Source organism: Leclercia sp. EC_58 (genome assembly GCF_019584355.1).
Lineage (GTDB): Bacteria > Pseudomonadota > Gammaproteobacteria > Enterobacterales > Enterobacteriaceae > Enterobacter.
The window spans coordinates 3,726,010-3,746,356 of record NZ_VDAM01000001.1; the positions used below are offsets into that span (position 1 = coordinate 3,726,010).

The window sequence follows — 20,347 nt, forward strand, 5'->3', positions numbered from 1 at the left end:
AAGATCGCCGGGTGGCGCTAACGCTTACCCGACCTACGTTTTCTGTAGGCCTGATAAGCCGTTTACCCCCCGCACAGAAACCGTAGGCCTGATAAGCGCAGCGCCATCAGGCGTTTACACCCTCACAGAAAGCATCGCCTTCAGCTCCGGCACACAGGAGCCGCAGTTGGTACCGCAGCGAAGTTTTACCCCCAGCGCTGCCGCCGAGTCGCATCCTCCCGCGATGGCCTCGCGGATAGCGTTTTCGCCGACGCTAAAGCAGCTGCAGATGATGCGTCCCGGATCGCTGAGCTCGCCAAGGTCCTGCCCGTTAAGCAGGGCGTGACGCTCCGCCAGCGCGACCGGCGCGGTGTGAAACGCGGCTTCGATAAAAGTATGCGCCAGCCCTGGCAAAGCAACATCCTGCCAGAAGCCGAGCATTAATGCTCCCTGATGCCAGGCCAGGAGGCTGCTTCGCTCGCCCGTCTGCGCGATTTGCAGCTGCCAGCCCTGCCCGGTGCAGTGTGCCATCACCCACTCCAGCAGCGGCTTGTCTCCCGCCAGAGTCAGGCGCGACACCCCCTTTGCCGCTTTGCGCCACCAGTGGACGTACGTCGGCAGGGTTAGTTCCTCCCGGCTGTAAAGCTCCCCCTGCCAGGCGGGCTGCCACGGCATCAGCCGCACCGCAGTCTGTTTGCTCTCCGGCTGGCCGGAGTGGGGATCGCAGCGCCCTTCTACCAGGGCATTCACTTTGCCCTGGCGTGAAAAACAGCTGTTCCAGTGCATCGGGACAAACAGCTCCCCGAGGCGCTGCCCATCGTTTATCCGCGCCCGGGCCACCATCAACCCGCGCGGGGCGCTGATGCGCGCCAGTTGTCCGTCGCGCAATCCCAGCCGGGCGGCATCCTGCGGCGAGATCTCTACCGTCGGTTCATCGCGGTGCTGCATCAGGCGAGGCACGTAGCCAGTGCGGGTCATGGTGTGCCACTGATCGCGCACGCGTCCGCTGTTGAGGGTAAAAGGATAGAGCAGATTCGGCGTAGCGCCGTGCAGCTGCGGGATGACCGGCACCCGGTGGGCGCGGGTGAGTGCTTCCCGGTTGATCGGCCACTGCCAGGGCGTCAGCCCATCCCACTCTTCACGGGTCAGCGGTGCCAGCGCCGCGAGATTGAGCATCCGTTCGCCGTCGTTTTCAAAGGCCGTCAGCGCGGCGTGTTCGGCAAAGATGGCGTGAGGATGATCCCAGGCGAAGGCCGCGCCGTGGCCCAGTTTCTCAGCAATACGGGCGATGATCCACCAGTCGGGCTTCGCCTCGCCGGGCGCGGGCAGAAAGGCGCGCTGGCGGGAGATGCGCCGTTCGGAGTTGGTCACCGTCCCCTCTTTCTCTCCCCAGCCGAGCGCCGGAAAACGGATATGGGCGAAGCGGCTGGTGTCGGTGTCACGCATCACTTCGGAGACCATCACCAGCGGACAGGCCGCCAGCGCCTGACAGACCGCATGGCTGTCCGGAAGAGATACTGCCGGATTAGTACCCATGATCCACACCGCCTTCACTTCACCGCGGGCGATGGCCTCAAACAGCTCCACCGCCATCAGCCCCGGCGTCTGCGCCAGCCGCTCCGTCCCCCAGAAGCGCGCCACGCGGCTCAAATCGTCCGGCGTGAAATTCATGTGCGCCGCCAGCTGATTCGCCAGCCCGCCCACCTCGCGCCCGCCCATCGCATTGGGCTGACCGGTCAGCGAAAACGGACCGCAGCCAGGGCGGCCGATTTTTCCGCTCGCCAGATGGACGTTGATAATGGCATTGCACTTGTCGCTGCCGCTGGTGGACTGGTTGATCCCCATGGTGTAGAGCGTCACCGCACGCGGGGCGGCGATAAACCAGGTGTAAAAGGTGGCGACATCGTCGGGCGGCAGGCCGCAAAATTCGGCCACCCGCTCAGGCGGCCAGTCGCTGGCCTGGCCGGGGTCGACCGCGTTGAGCAGCCCCACAAACAGCCCGGCGTCGCTGCCCGGCGTCAGGGCCAGATGCAGATCGGCAATATCACAGGTCGCGGTACGCCGCGGATCGATCACCACCACCTTCATCGCCGGATTGTCGATTTTCGCCTGCACCAGGCGCTGATAGAGCACCGGGTGCGTCCAGGCGGCGTTAGATCCCACCAGCACCACCAGGTCGGTCTGCTCAATGTCTTCGTAGCTGCACGGGACAACGTCTTCGCCAAAGGCGCGCTTGTAGCCCACCACCGCCGAGGACATGCAGAGCCGGGAGTTGGTGTCGATATTGGCCGCGCCGATAAAGCCCTTCATCAGCTTGTTGGCGGCGTAGTAATCCTCGGTCAGCAGCTGGCCGGAGGCATAAAAGGCCACCGCCTGCGGCCCATGTTTTTCAATAATCTCCCGCAGCCGCGCACCCGCGATATCCAGCGCCTGCTCCCAGCTCACCGGCTGGTTGTCCACCTCCGGGTGCAGCAGGCGACCCGCTAAGCCGGTGGTCTCCCCCAACGCCGAGCCTTTGACGCACAACCGTCCGAAGTTGGCTGGATGGTTGTCGTCGCCGCGCACGCTGACCTCGCCGTTTTCGACGCGGGCAATCACGCCGCAGCCCACGCCGCAGTAAGGACAGGTCGTTTGGGTTTCACTCATGAGGCCTCCGCGCGCATCACCAGCTCTTCACTGCCCACCTGCACCCGGTCGCCATCGACTCTGACTGGCCAGGCGCGCACCGCCACTTCCCCGGTTTCAACATGGCGCCCGTCGCGCAGGCGGATCCGCGTTTTATACAGCGGTGAGATCACCACCGGCTCGCCCCCGGCATCCCCGAGAATGCCGCGCGACAGTACGCTGGCGCTGCCGCCCGGCTCGCGATCCTCCAGGGCATAAATCGCCTTGCCAAAGCGGAACAGCGCAATGGGCTGCGTGCCCAGACGGGCGCCAATGCCCGCCTGTTCCGGGATCTCGTCCAGGGTACAGATATCCTGCCAGCGTTTTGCGGATACTGGCGCGGCGTCGAGGGTGCGGAACTGCGCCAGACGGCCCGGGTCCTGCAAAGTGGTCTGCCATTCGCACTGATAGGTATCCACCACCCGCTGCATCTCCTGCTCCAGCTCGGCGGCAATGCCGAGGCTGTCGTCGATGATCACCTCGCGCAGGTATTCCAGCCCGCCCTCGAGGTTATCCCGCCAGGTGCTGGTGCGCTGCAGGCGGTCGGCGGTGCGGATATAGAACATCAGGAAGCGGTCGACGTAGCGCAGGAGCGTGGCGTCGTCGAGATCGCTGGCAAACAGATCCGCGTGGCGCGGCTTCATGCCGCCGTTGCCGCACAGATAGAGGTTCCACCCCTTGTCGGTGGCGATCACCCCCACATCCTTGCTCTGGGCTTCGGCGCACTCGCGGGTGCAGCCGGAAACGGCCATCTTGATCTTATGCGGCGCGCGCAGCCCCTTGTAGCGGTTCTCCAGCGTCACCGCCAGCCCGGTCGAGTCCTGCACCCCGTAGCGGCACCAGGTGGATCCGACGCAGGATTTCACCGTGCGCAGGGATTTGCCGTAGGCGTGCCCGGTTTCAAACCCGGCGTCGATCAGCTGCTGCCAGATCTCCGGCAACTGCTCCAGCCGGGCACCAAACAGGTCGATACGCTGCCCGCCGGTGATTTTGCTGTAGAGCTGGTAGCGTTTGGCGATCTGGCCGATGGCGATCAGCCCGTCGGCGGTCACTTCGCCAGCGGCCATGCGCGGCACAATGGAGTAGGTGCCATCTTTCTGGATGTTGGCGAAGTAGCGGTCGTTGGTGTCCTGCAGCGGCAGGTGGGCCGGTTTCAGCAGGTATTCGTTCCAGCAGGAGGCCAGCACCGATCCCACCAGCGGCTTACAGATCTCGCACCCATGCCCCTGGCCGTAGCGGCTGATGAGCTGATCGAAGGTGTGGATGCGGTTGACGCGCACCAGGTGGTAGATCTCCTGACGCGAGTACGCGAAGTGCTCGCAGATGTCCTTTTTCACCTCCACGCCCTGGGCCGCCAGCTGGAACTCCATCACCTGTTTCACCAGGGCGCTGCATCCGCCGCAGCCGGTAGCCGCTTTGGTGCACTGTTTCACCGCCCCGATGTCGGTGGCACCGTTGCTGACCGCCTGGCAGATATCGCCTTTGCTGACGTTGTGGCAGGAGCAGATCTGCGCGCTTTCCGGCAGAGCCGCCACGCCCAGCGCTTTCGGGGCGCAGCCCGCCACCGCAGGCAGGATCAGGGTTTCAGGATCCTTAGGCAGGCGGATGTCGTTAAGCATCATCTGCACCAGGGTGGCATATTCGCTGGCATCCCCCACCAGCACGCCGCCGAGCAGGGTTTTATTGTCGGCACTGACCACGATCTTCTTGTAGATCTGCTGCGGGCCGTGGGTCCACTGGTAGCTCTGCGCCCCTGCGGTGCGGCCATGGGCATCGCCGAACGACGCGACATCTACACCTAACAGTTTCAGCTTGGTGCTCATATCCGCACCCATAAACGCGTTCTCTTCTCCCGCCAGCGCGGCGGAGGCCACCCGCGCCATCTGATAGCCCGGGGCCACCAGACCGTAGATTTTGCCTTCCCAGAGGGCGCATTCTCCGATAGCGAAGATGTCCTCGTCGGAGGTGCGGCACTGGTTGTCGATGGCAATCCCCCCGCGTTCGCCCAATGTCAGGCCGCAGCTCCGGGCCAGCGCATCCTGCGGGCGGATCCCGGCGGAGAAGACCACCATATCGGTCGCCAGCTCGCTGCCGTCGGCGAAGCGCAGTACCATCCCGCTGTCGGTTTCTGCGATTTCGGTGGTGACCTTACTGGTATGCACCCCCACGCCGAGGGCTTCAATTTTACGGCGCAGCATCGCGGCGCCGTCGTTATCGAGCTGCACCGCCATCAGGTTCGGGGCAAACTCCACCACGTGCGTATCCAGCCCAAGCTGTTTCAGGGCGTTGGCGGCTTCCAGCCCCAGCAGGCCGCCGCCAATCACCACCCCGGTGCGCGAATTTTTTGCATGGGAGGCGATGTTATCCAGGTCGTCGAGAGTACGGTAGACAAAACAGCCCGGCAGATCCCGGCCCGGCACCGGCGGCACAAACGGGTACGAACCGGTCGCCAGCACCAGCTTGTCCCAGTGGGTTTCGTGCCCTGATCCCGTGCGAATCACCCGGGCGTCGCGATCGATGGCGACCACCGGCTGGGAGAGGCGTAGCTCAATGCCGTTATCAGCAAAGAAATCCCCGGCCACCATCGACAGCGAGTCGGCGCTGCGTCCGGCAAAGTATTCTGAAAGATGGACGCGATCGTAGGCGGCATAGCGCTCTTCGCCGAAGACCACAATCTGATACTGCTGATGCAAACCGCGATTGACGCAGTCTTCAAGAAAATGGTGGCCGACCATACCGTGCCCAACCACAACCAGAGTAGGTTTTGTCATAGCGTTCTGTCCTGCAACCTGCGGCTGCGTAGTGAATCGATCGAACAGCCAGTCCGCCTGAGCGGGTTCTGACGTTGCCAGTAAATCGGTGAGGGTGGCCGCGCTGCGACACTCCCCCATCAGCAGCACGCCTGCCAGCGTGCCGTTGCGAACCAGTAGACGGCGATAGTGGCGGGTCAGCGGGTCCCAGCTGGTCCACACCGCATCTTTTTCCTGCGCGATAACCTCGCCAGCGCTGAACAGCTCAATACCGGTCACCTTCAGGCGCATGCCGTTTTGCGTGGGGATAAAGGGTGCGACGCACTCCCCGGCGAGACGGGCGGCGAGGATCTCCGCCTGGGCGAGGCACGGCGCCACCAGCCCCCAGGTCTCGCCGTTTAATTCACAGCACTCGCCGATGGCGCTGATACCCTCTATTGCGGTGCGCATCTGGTTATCCACCAGGATCCCCCGGCCGCACGGCACGCGGCTTGCCTGTGCCAGGGCGATATTGGGCAACACGCCCGTCGCCAGTACCACCCGGGTGGCGGCCAGGGTGCGCCCGTCGCTGAGGGTGACGCTGTCCGGGGCGATCTGCGACAACCCGGCGTTCAGTTCACAGCCGATACCCCGCTCGCCGAGCGCCTGCTCCAGCAGCAGACCCGCCTGCTGGTCGAGCTGCTGCTCCATCAGCCACGGACCGCGGTGGATTAACGTGACGTTGTCACCTCGCTGTTTTAACGCTGCGGCGGCTTCCACACCGAGTACGCCGCCCCCCAGCACCACCGCCGGGCCGGGCGTTGCCAGAATGGCGTTCACATCCTCCAGGGTGCGAAAGGTAAAGACGTGGGGCAGATGGCTGCCGGGGATCGGCGGCACGAACGGCTGGGAACCGGTGGCAAAGACCAGTTCATCCCATACGAGCTGTCGGCTGTCGGTACGCAGCGTTCGGGCGCTGATATCCACTGCCCGCACCCGCTCGCCGCACACCACGGTGATGCCGCGCGTCCGATACCAGCTCTCATCGTGAAGCTGTGTCGCGGCCGCCTCTTTCTCGCCCCCCAGCACCGGCGAAAGCTGTATGCGGTTGTAGGCGTGTACGCGCTCCTCGCCGATGAGGGTGATCTCAAAGCGGCCAGGCGCGCGCTCGGTCAATGACTCAACCAGCCGCGTTGCCGCCAGTCCGTTTCCAATGATGACCAGGCGCATGGTTATGCTCCTCAGGCCGCTTTCGGCTGTTTTTCATAGAGGAAGTGCAGGATCTGCTGGCGCATATGGTGATAGCGGTTCTCCTCCGCCAGCTGCACCCGGTTACGCGGGCGCGGCAGATCGACGCGCAAAATCTCGCCGACTGTTGCCGCCGGGCCGTTGGTCATCATCAGCACCCGATCCGAGAGCAGCACCGCTTCGTCCACATCGTGGGTGATCAGCACGATGGTGGTGTTCAGCTCCTGCTGAATGTGCATCACCGAATCCTGCAGATGGGCGCGGGTCAGGGCATCCAGCGCGCCAAACGGCTCATCCATCAGCAGCACTTTTGGCTTCATCGCCAGGGCGCGGGCAATCCCCACCCGCTGCTTCATGCCGCCGGAGATCTCCCCCGGCCGCTTGTGGATGGCGTGCCCCATCTGCACCCGCTCGAGGTTGTGTTCGATCCACTCCCGCCGCTCGGCTTTGCTCATGCTGCGGCGGAAGACCTGATCCACCGCCAGCGCTACGTTGTCGAAGCAGGTGAGCCACGGCAGCAGGGAGTGGTTCTGGAACACCACCGCCCGCTCCGGCCCTGGCCCGGCGATCTCGCGGTTATCGCAGAGAAGCCCGCCTTCTGTCGGCAACGTGATACCGGCGATCAGATTCAGCAGCGTCGATTTGCCGCAGCCGGAGTGGCCGATCAGGCTGATGGTCTCCCCTTCGTGAATATCAAAAGAGACGTTCTGCAACGCCAGAAACTCGCCGCTGGCGGTGGAAAAACGCTGGCTGACGGCCTGGACCTGAATGAGAGGTTTCATCATGTGCTCCTTATTTTTCCTGCCAGCTGAAACGGCGGGCGATGAGCATCAGCCCCTGCTCCAGCAGCAAACCCACCACGCCGATAATGACGATGGCGATGAGAATGTTTTCGACGTTGAGGTTGTTCCACTCGTTCCAGATCCAGAAGCCGATCCCCAAGCCCCCGGTGAGCATCTCGGCGGCGACGATCACCAGCCAGGCGATGCCAATGGAGAGCCGCACCCCGGTGAGTACCGCAGGCAGTACGGCCGGGAAGAGAATGCGGCGCATCACCGTCCACTCGGAGAGCTGCAGCACCCGCGCCACGTTGAGGTAATCTTCCGGAATACGGCGCACCCCTTCGGCGGTGTTGATGACCATCGGCCAGATCGAGCAGATAAAAATGGTCCAGCTGGAAGCAGGTTCCGCCTTCTGGAACAGCAGCAGGCCGATGGGCAGCCAGGCCAGCGGGCTGACCGGGCGCAGCAGCGCAATCAGCGGGGTGAACATGCGGGACATAAAGGTAAACCGGCCAATCATAAAGCCCAGCGGGATGCCGACGATGGCTGCCAGGCCAAAGCCGATAGCGACACGCTGCAACGAGGCCAGCACGTTCCAGCCCACCCCCATGTCATTGGGACCATCGCGGTAGAACGGATCGGCAAACAGCGTGATGGCCGAGTCCAGGGTGCTGAGCGGCGTCGGGAACCCTTTGCTGTTGATTGCCGCCAGCTGCCAGGCGATCACCAGTAACCCCAGACCAAGCAGCGCCGGAATGATGCGCTGGTGCAGATCGTTGGTCCGGCGGGCAAATCCCGGAGTGCGGCGGCGAACCTGCACCGGCGGCAGGGTAATCACTTCTCCGCTGACCGGCTCGGCGGGTACGGCGGGTGCGGCTTTAATGTTGACGTTTTTCATATCAGGCCCCTGTACGGTGAATGGCGAAACGGTTGGCGTAACCCTTCGGATCGGTGCCGTCCCAGACGGTGCCGTCCATTAAGGTGCTGGTGCGCAACGGCGATGAAGGTGCGCGAATCCCGCCCACGGCAGTGGCGGCATCCTGCCAGATGTCGGTGCGGTTGATGCGCTGGGCGATAGCGGCGTAATCCGGGTCGGTTTTCAGTAGTCCCCAGCGGCGGAACTGGGTCAGGAACCACATTCCGTCGGAGTGCCACGGGTAGCTCACCGCCCCCTCCTCAAAGAAGCGGATCGGGTTGGCATCCTGCCAGCGGTTGCCGGTTCCGCTGTCGTATTCGCCCAGCATCCGGCCCGTGAGGTACTGCTCTTTGGTGTTGAGCCAGGCGCGCCGGGCCAGCAGCTGCGCGGTCTCCTCTTTGTTCTGCGGTGAGGCGTCGATCCAGCGCTGGGCCTCCAGTAGCGCGCTGACCAGCGCCCGGGCAGTGTTCGGGTATTGCTCTACCCACTCGTGGCGGGTGCCGAGCACTTTTTCCGGGTGTTCCGGCCAGATGGACTGGGAGGTGGCAGCGGTAAAGCCGATGCGATCGTTAATGGCGCGGGCGTTCCACGGCTCGCCGACGCAGAAGCCGACCATATTGCCGATGCGCATGTTCATCACCATCTGCGGCGGCGGCACCACCACGGTGCGCACGTCGTCGAAGGGATTGATTCCCGCGCTCGCCAGCCAGTAGTAGAGCCACATGGCATGGGTGCCGGTGGGAAAGGTGTGGGCGAAGGTGTAGGTGCCCGGTGCCTCCCGGGCGATGAGCTTCTTCAGCCCCTCGACGTCGCGCACGCCCTGCTGAGCCAGATCGCTCGACAGGGTGATCGCCTGCCCGTTCCGGTTGAGGGTCATCAGGTTGGCCATCGGTTTGGCTTTACCGGCGATCCCCAGCTCCAGGCCGTACAGCAGGCCATAGAGAATATGCGCCGCGTCCAGCTCCCCAGCCACCAGCTTGTCGCGTACCGCCGCCCAGCTCGCCTCTTTGCTCGGCACCAGGGTGAAGCCATATTTCTTATCGAACCCTTTCCAGGCCGCGATCGCCAGCGGCGCGCAGTCGGTCAGGGGGATAAAGCCGACGCGCACCGTATCCAGTTCCGGTTTATCGGAGCCTGCGGCCCATACGCCCTGCATCAGTCCCGGCAGCATCAGCGCCCCGCCCGCCAGCGCACTGGCCTGTAAAAAACGCCGTCTTGTCCATTCCACCATGCTCACTCCTGAAAAAATGGCAAAAAAAAGCGCCCGGCAGTGCCGAAGCACCGCAGGACGCCTTTATCCTCAAGAACGACACACCGCCGTTGGCGCGTCGTTAAAATTGTTATGTTGATTAATGCAAGGGTGATGCCAGGTTTTAAAGGCTTAAATGACGGGGCTTTTCTGCCTGCCGACAGCGAGAACGCACCTCAACCATGCAGGCGTTGCCCATCCGGGGTGCATTTACTGCTGCCACAGGGCTTTGACCGTCAGCAACGCGCGGGCGATATCCACCATCCGTTGATTTTTATCCATCGCCATCTTGCGCAGCTGGCACCAGGCCTGCTCCTCACTCATCTGCTGATGGGTCATCAACACGCTTTTTGCCTTGTCGATCACCTTGCGCTCCTCCAGCGTGTCGCGCATCGAGGCCAGCTGGCGGGAGAGCTGTTCGATCTCCTGCGCCTGCTGGCGCACCAGCGGCAGCAGCGGCTTTTGCGGATAGAGGGCCAGCGGCTCTTCCGTCTGCGGCTCTGCACGCGGCTCGTCGTCAGCCTGGCTAATCAGCGACTCCACCGCCAGCATCAGATCGGCAATCTGCATCTCTTCCAGGGTGCGCAGATGTTCGAGGCGTTCGGTTTGCAGCGAGAACCAGTGCAGCGCCAGCACACCCTGATCCGCGGCGGGTTGCCGGGTACAGGCCAGACGGCGCAACTGTTCGACCTCCGCCCCCGGTACGCTGAGGTTGAAAGGATCGTGCAGGCTGGGAGGGGTCAGGGAGAGGAAGACCTCGAAACAGGTTTGCTGGCCGTCGATTCTGTCTACCAGTGTCTGGCGCATCTCATCGCTGAAAAAGCCCTGGGTAAAGCCAATCGCTCCCATGGCCCGCTCCTGCCCCACCAGCTCTTTGCCCTGCATCAGACTGTAGAGCGCGACAAATCTGCCCGCGATTTGCGGGTCATCAATGCTGTCATTGAGTTGCGGCACAATACTGAGCAGGTTTCGCAGCATACGGCTATAACGCTCCATCGCCGCCGTAGCGGGCAGCGCGCAAGCCGTAATCGCTTCACGCAGCGCGGGAAGCTGCTCCAGACTTTGCAGGGCGTTGGCCACCCGCTCGCACAGGGCGCCACTGGCCATCACCGGCGAGCCGAGCGCCTGGTGCAGCGCCTGCACATGCTCGTCAACCAGCGCGCGGCTGGCTTTACACTCAAGGGCGTAGAGCGCCCCTTCGGAACAGAGCCAGATGTTGGAGGCGCCCCGCTCGCACTGTAGCATGTGCGCAAGATGGCTGATCCGGCTCACCAGCGTGCCCAGCTGTGCCAGCTTGCACAGCTGCTGTTTACGCAGCAGCCTGGCCTGCTGGAACCATTCCGTGGCGCCGGGTGGACGGCCTGTGTTTATCGTCATGCTTACTCTCCCGGGTCAGTGTCTGCCGAAGAGAGAAGCAATTTTCATGCCTTTTCATTATTCAGGAGTCAACATGCAGAAGATTGTGATTGTCGCTAACGGTGCGGCCTATGGCAGCGAATCGCTGTTCAACAGCCTGCGACTGGCGATTGCCTTACGCGAGCAAGAGAGCGACCTGGATCTGCGCCTGTTTTTGATGTCCGACGCGGTCACTGCCGGACTGCGTGGGCAAAAACCGGCGGAGGGCTATAACATTCAGCAGATGCTGGAGATCCTGACGGCGCAAAACGTGCCGGTGAAGCTGTGCAAAACCTGCACCGATGGCCGCGGTATCAGCGCCCTGCCGCTGATCGACGGGGTGGAGATTGGTACCCTGGTGGAGCTGGCACAGTGGACGCTATCCGCGGATAAACTATTAACTTTCTAATAATCCATTAGAAAAAATATTTTTTTCTTATGAGCGCGGTTCCAGCTTCAAGTTTGCCTGCCCGATGCCGATAGGCTTTTTACAACAACACAGCAGGTATTTCATTATGTTCAGGTCAATTCGCGCTCGTATTATTGCGGCGACGGTCGGATGTCTGATCGCCGCGCTTTTACTGAATACCGTGATTAATTTCCAGGTCACGCGTCAGGATAATCAACAGTCCCAACGTTCGATACTGGCCAGCACCAGCGCCAGCCACAGCATGGCGATTGCCGACTGGGTCAGCAGCAAGACGCTGGTGATCAGCTCCCTGCAGAACGTCGTCCTGAGCGACGATCCGGTACCGATGTTTAAACAGCTGGCGCAGGCGGGCGGGTTTATCAACGTCTATGCCGGCTACGCCAGCAAAACCGCGAAGTTTTCCAACCCTGAAGGGGTACCTGCCGACTACGATCCAACGGTGCGTCCGTGGTATCAGCAGGCGGTGAGAGAGGATCGCGCCATCGTCACCGCCCCGTATGTGGATACCGGCACCAAAAAGCTGGTGGTCACTTTCGCCGTGCCGGTGAAAGAGAACGGCGAGCTGAAAGCGGTACTGGCGGGCGATGTGGCGATGGACAGCGTGATCGCCAACGTGCGCGGCATCCATCCGACGCCAGCCAGCAGCGGGCTGCTGGTTGACAGCGAGGGTTCGGTCATCGCCGCCAGCGATCCCGAGCTGACCTTAAAGCCTTTTAAAGCGGTCATCAGCGGCGTCGATCTGGCTGCGCTGAAGAATGGCAACAGCGCCGAGGGGGAGTACAACGGCGTGGCGAAAACCTTCTCCGCAACCCCGATTGCTGGTACCCAGTGGCAGCTGATTGTCGCGCTTGACAGCGATGATGCGACGACAGGTATGCGCACCCTGCTGAAAGCTTCCTCCCTGTCGCTGGTTGTGCTGGTGCTGCTCAGCGCGGTGGTTGTGCATTTCGTGATTGCCCGCCTGCTGAAGCGCCTGTCGGATATTCGCGATGCGATGCACGCCATTGCCAATGGCACCAACGATCTCTCCCAGCGTCTGCCGGAGAAAGGTGACGATGAGGTGGCGCAGATCGCCCATGCCTTTAACGCCTTCAGCGATAAACTCGCGGTGGTGATGGTGCAGTTGCGCGACGCCAGCGCCTCGGTGAAGAACGCCGCCCAGGAGATTGCCGCCGGGAACCAGGATCTCTCTGGCCGCACCGAGCGGGCCGCCTCCAGCCTGCGTGAAACCGCCAGCGCCGTGGAGCAGATCACCGCCTCCGTGGCGCAGTCCACCGAATCTGCCGCCGTGGCGAACGAGCAGGCGGGCAAAGCTGCCGAGGCCGCGACGCGGGGCGGCAACGTGGTGTCGCAGGCGATCACCACCATGCAGTCCATCGAAGCCGCCTCGACCAAAATTGGCGACATCACCAGCGTGATTGACGGCATTGCTTTCCAGACCAATATTCTGGCGCTGAACGCCTCGGTTGAAGCGGCACGTGCCGGTGAGCAAGGACGCGGCTTTGCCGTGGTGGCGGGCGAAGTGCGCAATCTCGCCAGCCGCAGCGCCCAGGCGGCAAAAGAGATCAAAAGCCTGATCGACTCCACCACCGACAGCGTGGCGACCGGTTCGCGCTATGTGCATCTTGCCGGGCAGAGCATGAATGAGATCGTCACCAGCATTGGCAGCATGTCGGGGATCATGCGGGAGATCACCGTGGCGACCAGCGAGCAGATGAAAGGCATTCAGGAGATTAACCGCGCGGTGCTCAATCTGGACAGCATGGTGCAGCAAAACGCCGAACTGGTGGTGCAGTCGGCTGCCGCCGCCAGCGCCCTGCAGGGTCAGGCAGGCGACCTCGCTGAAACCGCCGGTCATTTCCGCATTTAATGTTAATCCGCTGCCTGAAAGCCGCGTAAAGCGATGTCCGCTGCGCACTTTCAGGCATTTTGTCATTTTTGTTTAAGGCTTATGCCATTTTTTGATCAAAATCAGCACTCCGCCCCCTCCCCTTTGGTGTTATGCCATGAGTGAATTGTGAACAACATCACGCTCAGGATTAGCCGCAAGGAGAGCGTTGTTTCCGGATACGGGGTAAAAAATGGCACTGGTAAAAGCAAGTCTGAAGTTGTTTGGCGGGGATACGGTAGTGGTGCGCTGCTCAGAGCGTTGTCATATTCATCTGATGAGTAACAAAGCGCCACGTAAAACGCAGGCAGATATTTTAAGCGTACAGAACAGGGACAGCGCCTGGCTCACGGTGCCTTATACCGGAACCTGGGAGGTGCTCATCGACAGCCACAGCCAGTCGCTTGAGCACTCCATCAGCTACGTCGCAGCATGATCACTCTTCGCCCGGTGGCGCACTGTCACCGGGCTTTTTTTCAGGCAAAGCCGGGGCGCAGCTGGCTTTCCGGCGATTCGTTATCCAGCAGTGCCCGCACCCGCGATACCAGCTCGTTCAGACAATCATCCTGCATGCCGAGACGCGTCAGCTCCTGATCGAGCGAGAAGAGATATTGTGCGTTGGTGCCAAGCGGGCCGCTGGCGGCAGCGATCAGCGGGGCGATGACCTGCGCGCGCGTGTCGGCCTCAAACAGCGGATGGCGCGGGTCCATAATAAAGACCAGGGCGTTAACGGTGCGTCCATCATCCAGCTCCAGCCGACACCAGCTCGGCATATAGCAGCCCGTGATCATCTCACGCTTCCATAGCAGCGCCAGCTCCTCTTCCAGGGTCGCATCCGGCAGACGGTAGGCCACGCCGGTGGTGCGTCCGCCCTCTTTTAGTGCAAGCATACGGCCTGGCTGGCAGGCGCTGCCGCGTCCGGCGGTCAGGCGCAAACAGAAGGCACGATGCCAGCCCGGAAGCGTCCCGGTTGCCGATTCAACATACTCCAGCGCCGGGTTCCACATCAGGGAACCATAGCCGAAGAGCCATACCGGACCGTTGTCCGGACGGCAGGCCAGGGTCGCAGCCAGCGACGCTGCGCGCTGCTCGGCTGACCACAGAAGCGACTCTTCGATCGCACCAAAGGCCGTTCTGCAGTCGGCCTTCATAAGAAAATCTCGCGTTAACATATTGCACCTCCGCCACTGCCTGCATCCCTGCCCTCACTTTATGAACCTTCCGGGTCCTTTTACTGCTCAATTAGAAAGCAGTAGGGTGACGATATGCAATAATCTCGCCGGGTGCAACAGAGCGCGAGGCCGACCGCCTTAAAAGTCAAAGCCGACGGTGCAAACTATTAAGCACAGCTAACTAAGCAATGACTATTTCTTCTTATGCCACTTATCATCGTCTCCCTTTTCGTAGTCCTGCTTCACCGCCGCCCAGGCCACCTTGTGAGCGGTCTCCTCACGACTGTCATCGCCCCGACGGTCCTCTTTATCTTTGTACTGATCCCAGGCGCTGTTAAAGGCTTCTTTGTAGATATCCTGCGCGTGGGTAGGCAGTACGTTCTTAACGTTATCCGGTAAATCAGTTTTCGATTTGTATGGCATAGCAACCCCCTCTTTTTATTCACTTAATAAGTGTGGTCGACAATGCCGCGGGCTTCCAGTCGAATCTATAATTCTGAGTTTCATTTTCTTAATGCACTGTTATTAAGACCCTATTTAACAAAAATATATTATTATGACGCTCTCGTGAAATAATTCCCCTGTACCGTAAAATTAAGTAAAAGATACTCAGAGATTAACGGCGATCTGTTAATTTAACCTCCTCTTTTTCTATCTATAATTACAAGCACCTGCCAAAACGGAGAAATACATGACAACCGCACACGAGACGGTGAAAACCCGTCATAAGGAGACGTCTCTCATTTTCCCGGTGCTGGCCCTGGCCGTGCTGCTCTTCTGGGGAAGCGCGCAGTCACTGCCAGTGGTCATCGGGATTAATATTCTGGCCCTCGTGGGTATTCTGAGCAGTGCTTTTAGCGTTGTACGCCATGCCGACGTGCTGGCCCACCGCCTGGGCGAACCTTACGGTTCCCTGATTTTAAGTCTTTCCGTCGTTATTCTCGAAGTGAGCCTTATTTCCGCCCTGATGGCGACCGGTGATGCGGCGCCTACCCTGATGCGCGATACGCTCTACTCCATCATTATGATTGTCACCGGCGGGCTGGTCGGCTTCTCGCTGCTGCTGGGCGGGCGCAAATTCGCGACGCAATATCTGAACCTATTTGGTATTAAGCAGTACCTGATCGCCCTCTTCCCGCTGGCGATTATCGTGCTGGTATTCCCGATGGCGCTGCCGGGGGCCAATTTCACTACCGGTCAGGCCCTGCTCGTGGCGCTGATTTCTGCGGCGATGTACGGCGTGTTTCTGCTGATCCAGACCAAAACGCACCAGAGCCTGTTCGTGTATGAGCATGAAGATGAGAGCGACGACGATGACCCGCACCACGGCAAGCCGTCCGCGCACAGCAGCCTGTGGCATACGGTCTGGCTGGTGGTGCATCTGATTGCGGTCATTGCGGTTACCAAGATGAATGCGGCGCCGCTGGAGACGCTGTTGACGGCGATGAACGCGCCGGTGGCCTTTACCGGCTTCCTTGTGGCGCTGCTGATCCTCTCCCCGGAAGGGCTGGGAGCATTACGTGCCGTGCTGAACAACCAGGTGCAGCGTGCCATGAACCTCTTCTTTGGCTCGGTGCTGGCGACCATCTCCCTGACCGTGCCGGTGGTGACGCTGATCGCCTTCCTCACCGGTAACGAGCTGCAGTTCAGCCTGGGGGCACCAGAGATGATTGTGATGGTGGCGTCGCTGCTGCTGTGCCAGATTTCGTTTTCCACCGGGCGCACCAATGTGCTCAACGGTGCGGCGCACATGGCATTGTTTGCGGCCTATCTGATGACGATATTTGCGTGACGCAGTATTACCACCGAACCCGGAGGCCCGCGCAAGCGCAGCGCCGCCGGGCATAAAAAAACCCGCCTCGGCGGGTTTTTTCTTTCATCAAATTAGTTGGACGTATCCAGCTCTTCAAAGCTCTTGACCAGATCGTCAATCGCCTTGATCTGCTTCAGGAACGGCTCCAGCTTATCCAGCGGCAGCGCGGATGGGCCGTCGCACTTGGCGTTGGCAGGATCCGGATGCGCTTCGATAAACAGGCCCGCCAGACCGGTCGCCATACCGGCGCGCGCCAGTTCGGTAACCTGCGCACGACGGCCGCCGGAAGCTGCACCAAACGGGTCGCGGCACTGCAGGGAGTGGGTCACGTCGAAGATGACCGGCGACTGGTTAGAGACATTTTTCATCACGCTGAAGCCCAGCATGTCGACCACCAGGTTGTCATAACCGAAGTTGGAACCACGGTCGCAGAGGATCACCTGGTCGTTACCGCCTTCGATAAACTTATCGACGATGTTCCCCATCTGGCCTGGGCTGACGAACTGCGGTTTTTTCACGTTGATAACAGCGCCGGTTTTCGCCATCGCTTCGACCAGATCGGTCTGACGGGCAAGGAACGCGGGCAGCTGGATCACGTCAACCACGTCTGCCACAGGCTGCGCCTGGCTTGCTTCATGGACGTCGGTGATCACTTTTACGCCAAAGGTCTGCTTCAGCTCCTGGAAAATTTTCATCCCCTCTTCCAGGCCCGGGCCGCGGTAAGAGTGAATAGAGGAGCGGTTGGCTTTGTCAAAAGAGGCTTTGAACACGTACGGGATACCCAGCTTCTGGGTCACGGTCACGTAGTGTTCGCAGATACGCATCGCGAGGTCGCGGGATTCCAGTACGTTCATGCCGCCGAACAGCACGAACGGCAGGTCGTTCGCCACGTTGATATCGCCAATGCTAACCACTTTTTGTTTCATAGGATCGCCTTATTCAGGTGTGAATCAGAATTAAGATTAATGCAGTGTAATCTGTTTGTGCGCGATGGAATTAATCTGCGCGCGGATCATTTCGCTGATCGGATCTTCCGGACACTGCTCAACAAAATAACTCAAATCATTCAGCGCAACGTGGTCACACTCAAGCTGCACGTAGATAAGGCCGCGGTCGCGGATCTCGTACGGATCTTCCGGGTTAAACTGCAGCAGCACCTCACTGGCACGCAAGGCCAGCTCCATCTGCCGCTCTTCCATCAGCGCTGACTTCAGCGTATCCAGCAGCTTGCGGACTACCTCGGCGTTATCCGCTTCGTCCAGATCTTCGTTGTAGAGCTCCGCCATCGGGCTGATGTTGCCCTTCAGCCAGACATCCAGCGTGTGATCGTCGAGCGTGTCGCCATTAAAGGGATTGATTAACCACATCTCGCCGTCCAGCCACTCGGCGCGCAGCAGCATCTGCGTCGGGAAGATGACCGGCACCAGCGGAATATCAAGACGGTGCGCTACCCATAATAAAATCGCCCCCAGGGAGACAGCGCTGCCCTGACGGTTTTTCAGTACCTGATCGAGCCACAGCGCGTCGGAGAGCCGATACACGCCACGCGTATCGCAAAAGCCCCACTCGCCATAAAAAAGCTCAATCAGTTTCTCCAGTTGCCAGTCCTGAGGACGCGCCTGATTAATCTCTTCACGCGCCAGACTCACCAGTTTCTCCAGTTCATCGTAGACGTATTGCGAAATGAAATCATCGCGGATCATCTCTGATACCTTAATCATTCCATCGCACAGCGGCACTTTGTTAAATTCGAAATCGGCCAAGGACTCCATGACTTACCCCAGTATCGGTATTCTTGTGGTGGCGAGTTTAATGATGATGTACAGCACCACCAGCCCCAGCAGAAAGGCAACAAACCCCGCCTGCTGGCTGCGCGGACGATGACGTCCCAGCGCAATAAAACCCAAAACGATGTAGATGATAACGCCAAACAGCTTTTCAGTCAGCCATGACCCTTCATCTGTAAACGGCAGATAACCGGTCACCCACATCAACCCTGCGCCGGAAAGAAACAGCACGGTGTCGATGCAGTGCGGCAGAACCCGCACCCAGCGCGCGTTGATAAGGGCATTATTGCTGTAACGCCACCAGTAACGCAGCGCAAAAAAACTGACGGTCAGGACGACTGCCGTCAGGTGCAGGGCGGTCAGTACAGAGAAGCTATTCATGCCATTTGCCCACGGTCAGGCGCTCGTTGCCGCCATAGTCGCGACAGGTTTCGACCTGGGCAAAACCGGCCTGCCGGAAGAGATTGCGCACCGCTTCGCCCTGCGTCCAGCCATGCTCCAGCAGCAGCCAGCCATTGCTGGCCAGGTGTTGGCGAGACTGGATAATAATATGGCTGAGATCTGCCAGTCCGTGATCCGCCGCAACCAGCGCGCTGCGCGGTTCAAAGCGCACATCCCCTTCGCCGAGATGCGGATCGCACTCATCGATATAGGGCGGGTTACTGACGATCATCTCGAACTGCTGGTCAGCGAGGGCGGTAAACCAGCTGCTCTGCTGCACCGTCACGTTCTCTAACGCCAGGCGCTCAAGGTTACGCTGTGCCAGCGCCACCGCATCGGGCATGAGATCTACTGCCGTCACCTGACAGTCCGAACGCTCGCTGGCCAGCGCCAGAGCGATGGCCCCGGTGCCGGTGCCGAGATCCAGAATGCGCGCGGGGGTGGCGGGCAATCTCGCCAGCGCCTGCTCAACCAGGCATTCGGTATCGGGACGGGGAATTAAAGTTGCAGCAGAGACATAGAGCGGCAGCGACCAGAACTCACGCTCGCCCACCAGGTGCGCCACCGGCTCACCGGTTTTGCGGCGCGCCAGAAGTGCGTCAAGCTGAGCCTGCTGGTCAGCAGTCAGCTGCGTTTCGCCAAAAGCAAGAATCCAGGTGCGTGCTTTACCCGTCACATGCTCCAGCAGGATCTCCGCATCGCGACGGGGGCTTTCGCCCCCCGCCAGCGTGCTTATCGCCTGCTGTAGCCAGTGCTGAAAATCCATTAATCCTGCTCTGCCAGCGCTGCCAGCTGGTCGGCCTGGTACTCCTGCACGATAGGTTCGATCAGCAGATCCAGTTTGCCTTCCATCGTCTCATCCAGACGATAGAGGGTCAGGTTGATGCGGTGATCGGTCACACGACCCTGCGGGAAGTTATAGGTGCGGTTGCGATCGCTGCGATCGCCGCTGCCCAGCAGGTTGCGACGGGTTGAGGCTTCCGCCTGCTGGCGTTTCGCCATCTCTGCGGCATGGATACGGGCACCCAGCACCGAGAGCGCTTTGGCTTTGTTTTTATGCTGGGAACGTTCGTCCTGACACTCCACCACGATGCCGGTTGGCAGGTGGGTAATACGGATCGCGGAATCGGTGGTGTTAACGTGCTGGCCGCCCGCGCCGGAGGAGCGGAAGGTATCGATACGCAGATCCGCCGGGTTGATATCCGGCAGCTCAGCTTCCGGCAGCTCAGGCATGACCGCCACGGTGCAGGCGGAGGTGTGGATACGCCCCTGGGATTCGGTGGCCGGGACGCGCTGGACGCGATGGCCGCCGGACTCAAACTTCAGGCGACCGTATACGCCCTCGCCGCTGATTTTGGCGATCACTTCTTTGTAGCCACCATGTTCGCCTTCGTTAGCGCTCATGATCTCCACACGCCAGCGGCGGGATTCAGCATAGCGGCTGTACATACGGAACAGATCCCCGGCAAACAGGGCCGCTTCATCCCCGCCGGTTCCGGCGCGGACTTCGACAAAGGCGTTGCGCTCATCGTCCGGATCTTTTGGCAGCAGAAGCACCTGAAGCTGCTGCTCCATCTCTTCGGAGCGGACTTTCGCTTCCTGCAACTCTTCCTGCGCCATCTCGCGCATTTCCGGGTCGTCGAGCATCATCTGCGCGGTTTCAATATCTTCCTGAACCTGTTGCCAGGCGGTAAAGCAGCGCGCAACGTCACTTAATTGTGCATATTCGCGCGACAGGGCGCGGAAACGTTCCTGGTCAGCAATGGTCGCGGCATCGCCGAGCAGCGCCTGAACTTCTTCATGGCGCTCGTGCAGCGCTTCCAGTTTGGCGACAATAGAGGGCTTCATAGGCGT

The 20,347-nt window shown here is 60.8% G+C and carries 17 protein-coding genes; 4 read left to right on the top strand and 13 right to left on the bottom strand.

The genetic code is table 11. The annotated features are described in order from the left end of the window. Positions 1-114: 114 nt before the first annotated feature. From FHC51_RS18235 to nasR, 6 genes are all read right to left on the bottom strand, one after another. Positions 115-2,625 (bottom strand): nitrate reductase, encoded by a 2,511-nt coding sequence (locus tag FHC51_RS18235; RefSeq protein ID WP_220436278.1) that lies wholly within the window; start codon positions 2,623-2,625, stop codon positions 115-117. Continuing rightward, a complete protein-coding gene (nirB, locus tag FHC51_RS18240) occupies positions 2,622-6,602 on the bottom strand; it encodes a nitrite reductase large subunit NirB (protein WP_220436279.1) in 3,981 nt (1,326 codons plus the stop codon). The genes FHC51_RS18235 and nirB overlap by 4 nt, the downstream gene beginning before the upstream one ends. Positions 6,603-6,613: 11 nt before the next feature. After that, a complete protein-coding gene (locus FHC51_RS18245) occupies positions 6,614-7,402 on the bottom strand; it encodes an ABC transporter ATP-binding protein (protein ID WP_220436726.1) in 789 nt (262 codons plus the stop codon). Positions 7,403-7,412: 10 nt separating this feature from the next. Then, positions 7,413-8,300 carry a nitrate ABC transporter permease gene (gene ntrB, locus FHC51_RS18250; RefSeq protein WP_220436280.1) on the bottom strand — a complete coding sequence of 296 codons (888 nt, stop codon included), beginning with the start codon at positions 8,298-8,300 and terminating at the stop codon, positions 7,413-7,415. Between the two features lies 1 nt (position 8,301). Beyond that, complete coding sequence (locus FHC51_RS18255; protein WP_220436281.1) at positions 8,302-9,549, bottom strand: CmpA/NrtA family ABC transporter substrate-binding protein; 1,248 nt, start codon at positions 9,547-9,549, stop codon at positions 8,302-8,304. A gap of 228 nt (positions 9,550-9,777) precedes the next feature. Beyond that, on the bottom strand, positions 9,778-10,944 hold the full coding sequence (gene nasR, locus FHC51_RS18260; protein WP_220436282.1) for a nitrate regulatory protein NasR: 1,167 nt from the start codon (positions 10,942-10,944) through the stop codon (positions 9,778-9,780). Between the two features lie 73 nt (positions 10,945-11,017). Between nasR and ychN the strand changes: the two genes are divergently transcribed. From ychN to FHC51_RS18275, 3 genes are all read left to right on the top strand, one after another. Then, positions 11,018-11,371 carry a DsrE/F sulfur relay family protein YchN gene (ychN, locus tag FHC51_RS18265; RefSeq protein WP_166182721.1) on the top strand — a complete coding sequence of 118 codons (354 nt, stop codon included), beginning with the start codon at positions 11,018-11,020 and terminating at the stop codon, positions 11,369-11,371. A gap of 106 nt (positions 11,372-11,477) precedes the next feature. Beyond that, on the top strand, positions 11,478-13,262 hold the full coding sequence (locus FHC51_RS18270) for a methyl-accepting chemotaxis protein (protein ID WP_220436283.1): 1,785 nt from the start codon (positions 11,478-11,480) through the stop codon (positions 13,260-13,262). A 211-nt stretch (positions 13,263-13,473) separates the two neighbouring features. Continuing rightward, on the top strand, positions 13,474-13,716 hold the full coding sequence (locus FHC51_RS18275; RefSeq protein ID WP_103822284.1) for a DUF1883 domain-containing protein: 243 nt from the start codon (positions 13,474-13,476) through the stop codon (positions 13,714-13,716). 40 nt (positions 13,717-13,756) lie between these two features. Here the strand turns inward: FHC51_RS18275 and FHC51_RS18280 are convergent, their stop codons facing one another. Further along, a complete protein-coding gene (locus tag FHC51_RS18280) occupies positions 13,757-14,452 on the bottom strand; it encodes a gamma-glutamylcyclotransferase (protein WP_103179944.1) in 696 nt (231 codons plus the stop codon). Between the two features lie 192 nt (positions 14,453-14,644). Further along, on the bottom strand, positions 14,645-14,875 hold the full coding sequence (chaB, locus tag FHC51_RS18285; RefSeq protein WP_220436284.1) for a putative cation transport regulator ChaB: 231 nt from the start codon (positions 14,873-14,875) through the stop codon (positions 14,645-14,647). A 268-nt stretch (positions 14,876-15,143) separates the two neighbouring features. Here chaB and chaA point away from each other — a divergent pair, with 268 nt between their 5' ends. Then, entirely contained in the window at positions 15,144-16,244 is a 1,101-nt protein-coding gene (chaA, locus tag FHC51_RS18290) for a sodium-potassium/proton antiporter ChaA (protein WP_103822286.1), read from the top strand. Between the two features lie 92 nt (positions 16,245-16,336). Here chaA and kdsA read toward each other — a convergent pair whose 3' ends face one another. From kdsA to prfA, 5 genes are read right to left on the bottom strand one after another with little or no spacing between them, the layout of a single operon-like run. Beyond that, positions 16,337-17,191 (bottom strand): 3-deoxy-8-phosphooctulonate synthase, encoded by an 855-nt coding sequence (gene kdsA, locus FHC51_RS18295; protein WP_103822287.1) that lies wholly within the window; start codon positions 17,189-17,191, stop codon positions 16,337-16,339. 36 nt (positions 17,192-17,227) lie between these two features. Further along, entirely contained in the window at positions 17,228-18,037 is an 810-nt protein-coding gene (gene sirB1, locus FHC51_RS18300; RefSeq protein WP_103179948.1) for an invasion regulator SirB1, read from the bottom strand. A gap of 3 nt (positions 18,038-18,040) precedes the next feature. Continuing rightward, positions 18,041-18,433, bottom strand: a complete 393-nt coding sequence (gene sirB2, locus FHC51_RS18305) for an invasion regulator SirB2 (protein ID WP_220436285.1) — start codon at positions 18,431-18,433, stop codon at positions 18,041-18,043. Then, entirely contained in the window at positions 18,426-19,259 is an 834-nt protein-coding gene (gene prmC, locus FHC51_RS18310) for a peptide chain release factor N(5)-glutamine methyltransferase (RefSeq protein WP_220436286.1), read from the bottom strand. The genes sirB2 and prmC overlap by 8 nt, the downstream gene beginning before the upstream one ends. Then, complete coding sequence (gene prfA, locus FHC51_RS18315) at positions 19,259-20,341, bottom strand: peptide chain release factor 1 (RefSeq protein WP_103822290.1); 1,083 nt, start codon at positions 20,339-20,341, stop codon at positions 19,259-19,261. The genes prmC and prfA overlap by 1 nt, the downstream gene beginning before the upstream one ends. Positions 20,342-20,347: the final 6 nt, after the last annotated feature.

Excerpts from the sequence above, each read along its gene's own strand:
- FHC51_RS18235 (WP_220436278.1), bottom strand. The coding sequence starts at position 2,625 with ATGAGTGAAACCCAAACGACCTGTCCTTACTGCGGCGTGGGCTGCGGC.
- nirB (WP_220436279.1), bottom strand. The coding sequence starts at position 6,602 with ATGCGCCTGGTCATCATTGGAAACGGACTGGCGGCAACGCGGCTGGTT.
- FHC51_RS18245 (WP_220436726.1), bottom strand. The coding sequence starts at position 7,402 with ATGAAACCTCTCATTCAGGTCCAGGCCGTCAGCCAGCGTTTTTCCACC.
- ntrB (WP_220436280.1), bottom strand. The coding sequence starts at position 8,300 with ATGAAAAACGTCAACATTAAAGCCGCACCCGCCGTACCCGCCGAGCCG.
- FHC51_RS18255 (WP_220436281.1), bottom strand. The coding sequence starts at position 9,549 with ATGGTGGAATGGACAAGACGGCGTTTTTTACAGGCCAGTGCGCTGGCG.
- nasR (WP_220436282.1), bottom strand. The coding sequence starts at position 10,944 with ATGACGATAAACACAGGCCGTCCACCCGGCGCCACGGAATGGTTCCAG.
- ychN (WP_166182721.1), top strand. The coding sequence starts at position 11,018 with ATGCAGAAGATTGTGATTGTCGCTAACGGTGCGGCCTATGGCAGCGAA.
- FHC51_RS18270 (WP_220436283.1), top strand. The coding sequence starts at position 11,478 with ATGTTCAGGTCAATTCGCGCTCGTATTATTGCGGCGACGGTCGGATGT.
- FHC51_RS18275 (WP_103822284.1), top strand. The coding sequence starts at position 13,474 with ATGGCACTGGTAAAAGCAAGTCTGAAGTTGTTTGGCGGGGATACGGTA.
- FHC51_RS18280 (WP_103179944.1), bottom strand. The coding sequence starts at position 14,452 with ATGTTAACGCGAGATTTTCTTATGAAGGCCGACTGCAGAACGGCCTTT.
- chaB (WP_220436284.1), bottom strand. The coding sequence starts at position 14,875 with ATGCCATACAAATCGAAAACTGATTTACCGGATAACGTTAAGAACGTA.
- chaA (WP_103822286.1), top strand. The coding sequence starts at position 15,144 with ATGACAACCGCACACGAGACGGTGAAAACCCGTCATAAGGAGACGTCT.
- kdsA (WP_103822287.1), bottom strand. The coding sequence starts at position 17,191 with ATGAAACAAAAAGTGGTTAGCATTGGCGATATCAACGTGGCGAACGAC.
- sirB1 (WP_103179948.1), bottom strand. The coding sequence starts at position 18,037 with ATGGAGTCCTTGGCCGATTTCGAATTTAACAAAGTGCCGCTGTGCGAT.
- sirB2 (WP_220436285.1), bottom strand. The coding sequence starts at position 18,433 with ATGAATAGCTTCTCTGTACTGACCGCCCTGCACCTGACGGCAGTCGTC.
- prmC (WP_220436286.1), bottom strand. The coding sequence starts at position 19,259 with ATGGATTTTCAGCACTGGCTACAGCAGGCGATAAGCACGCTGGCGGGG.
- prfA (WP_103822290.1), bottom strand. The coding sequence starts at position 20,341 with ATGAAGCCCTCTATTGTCGCCAAACTGGAAGCGCTGCACGAGCGCCAT.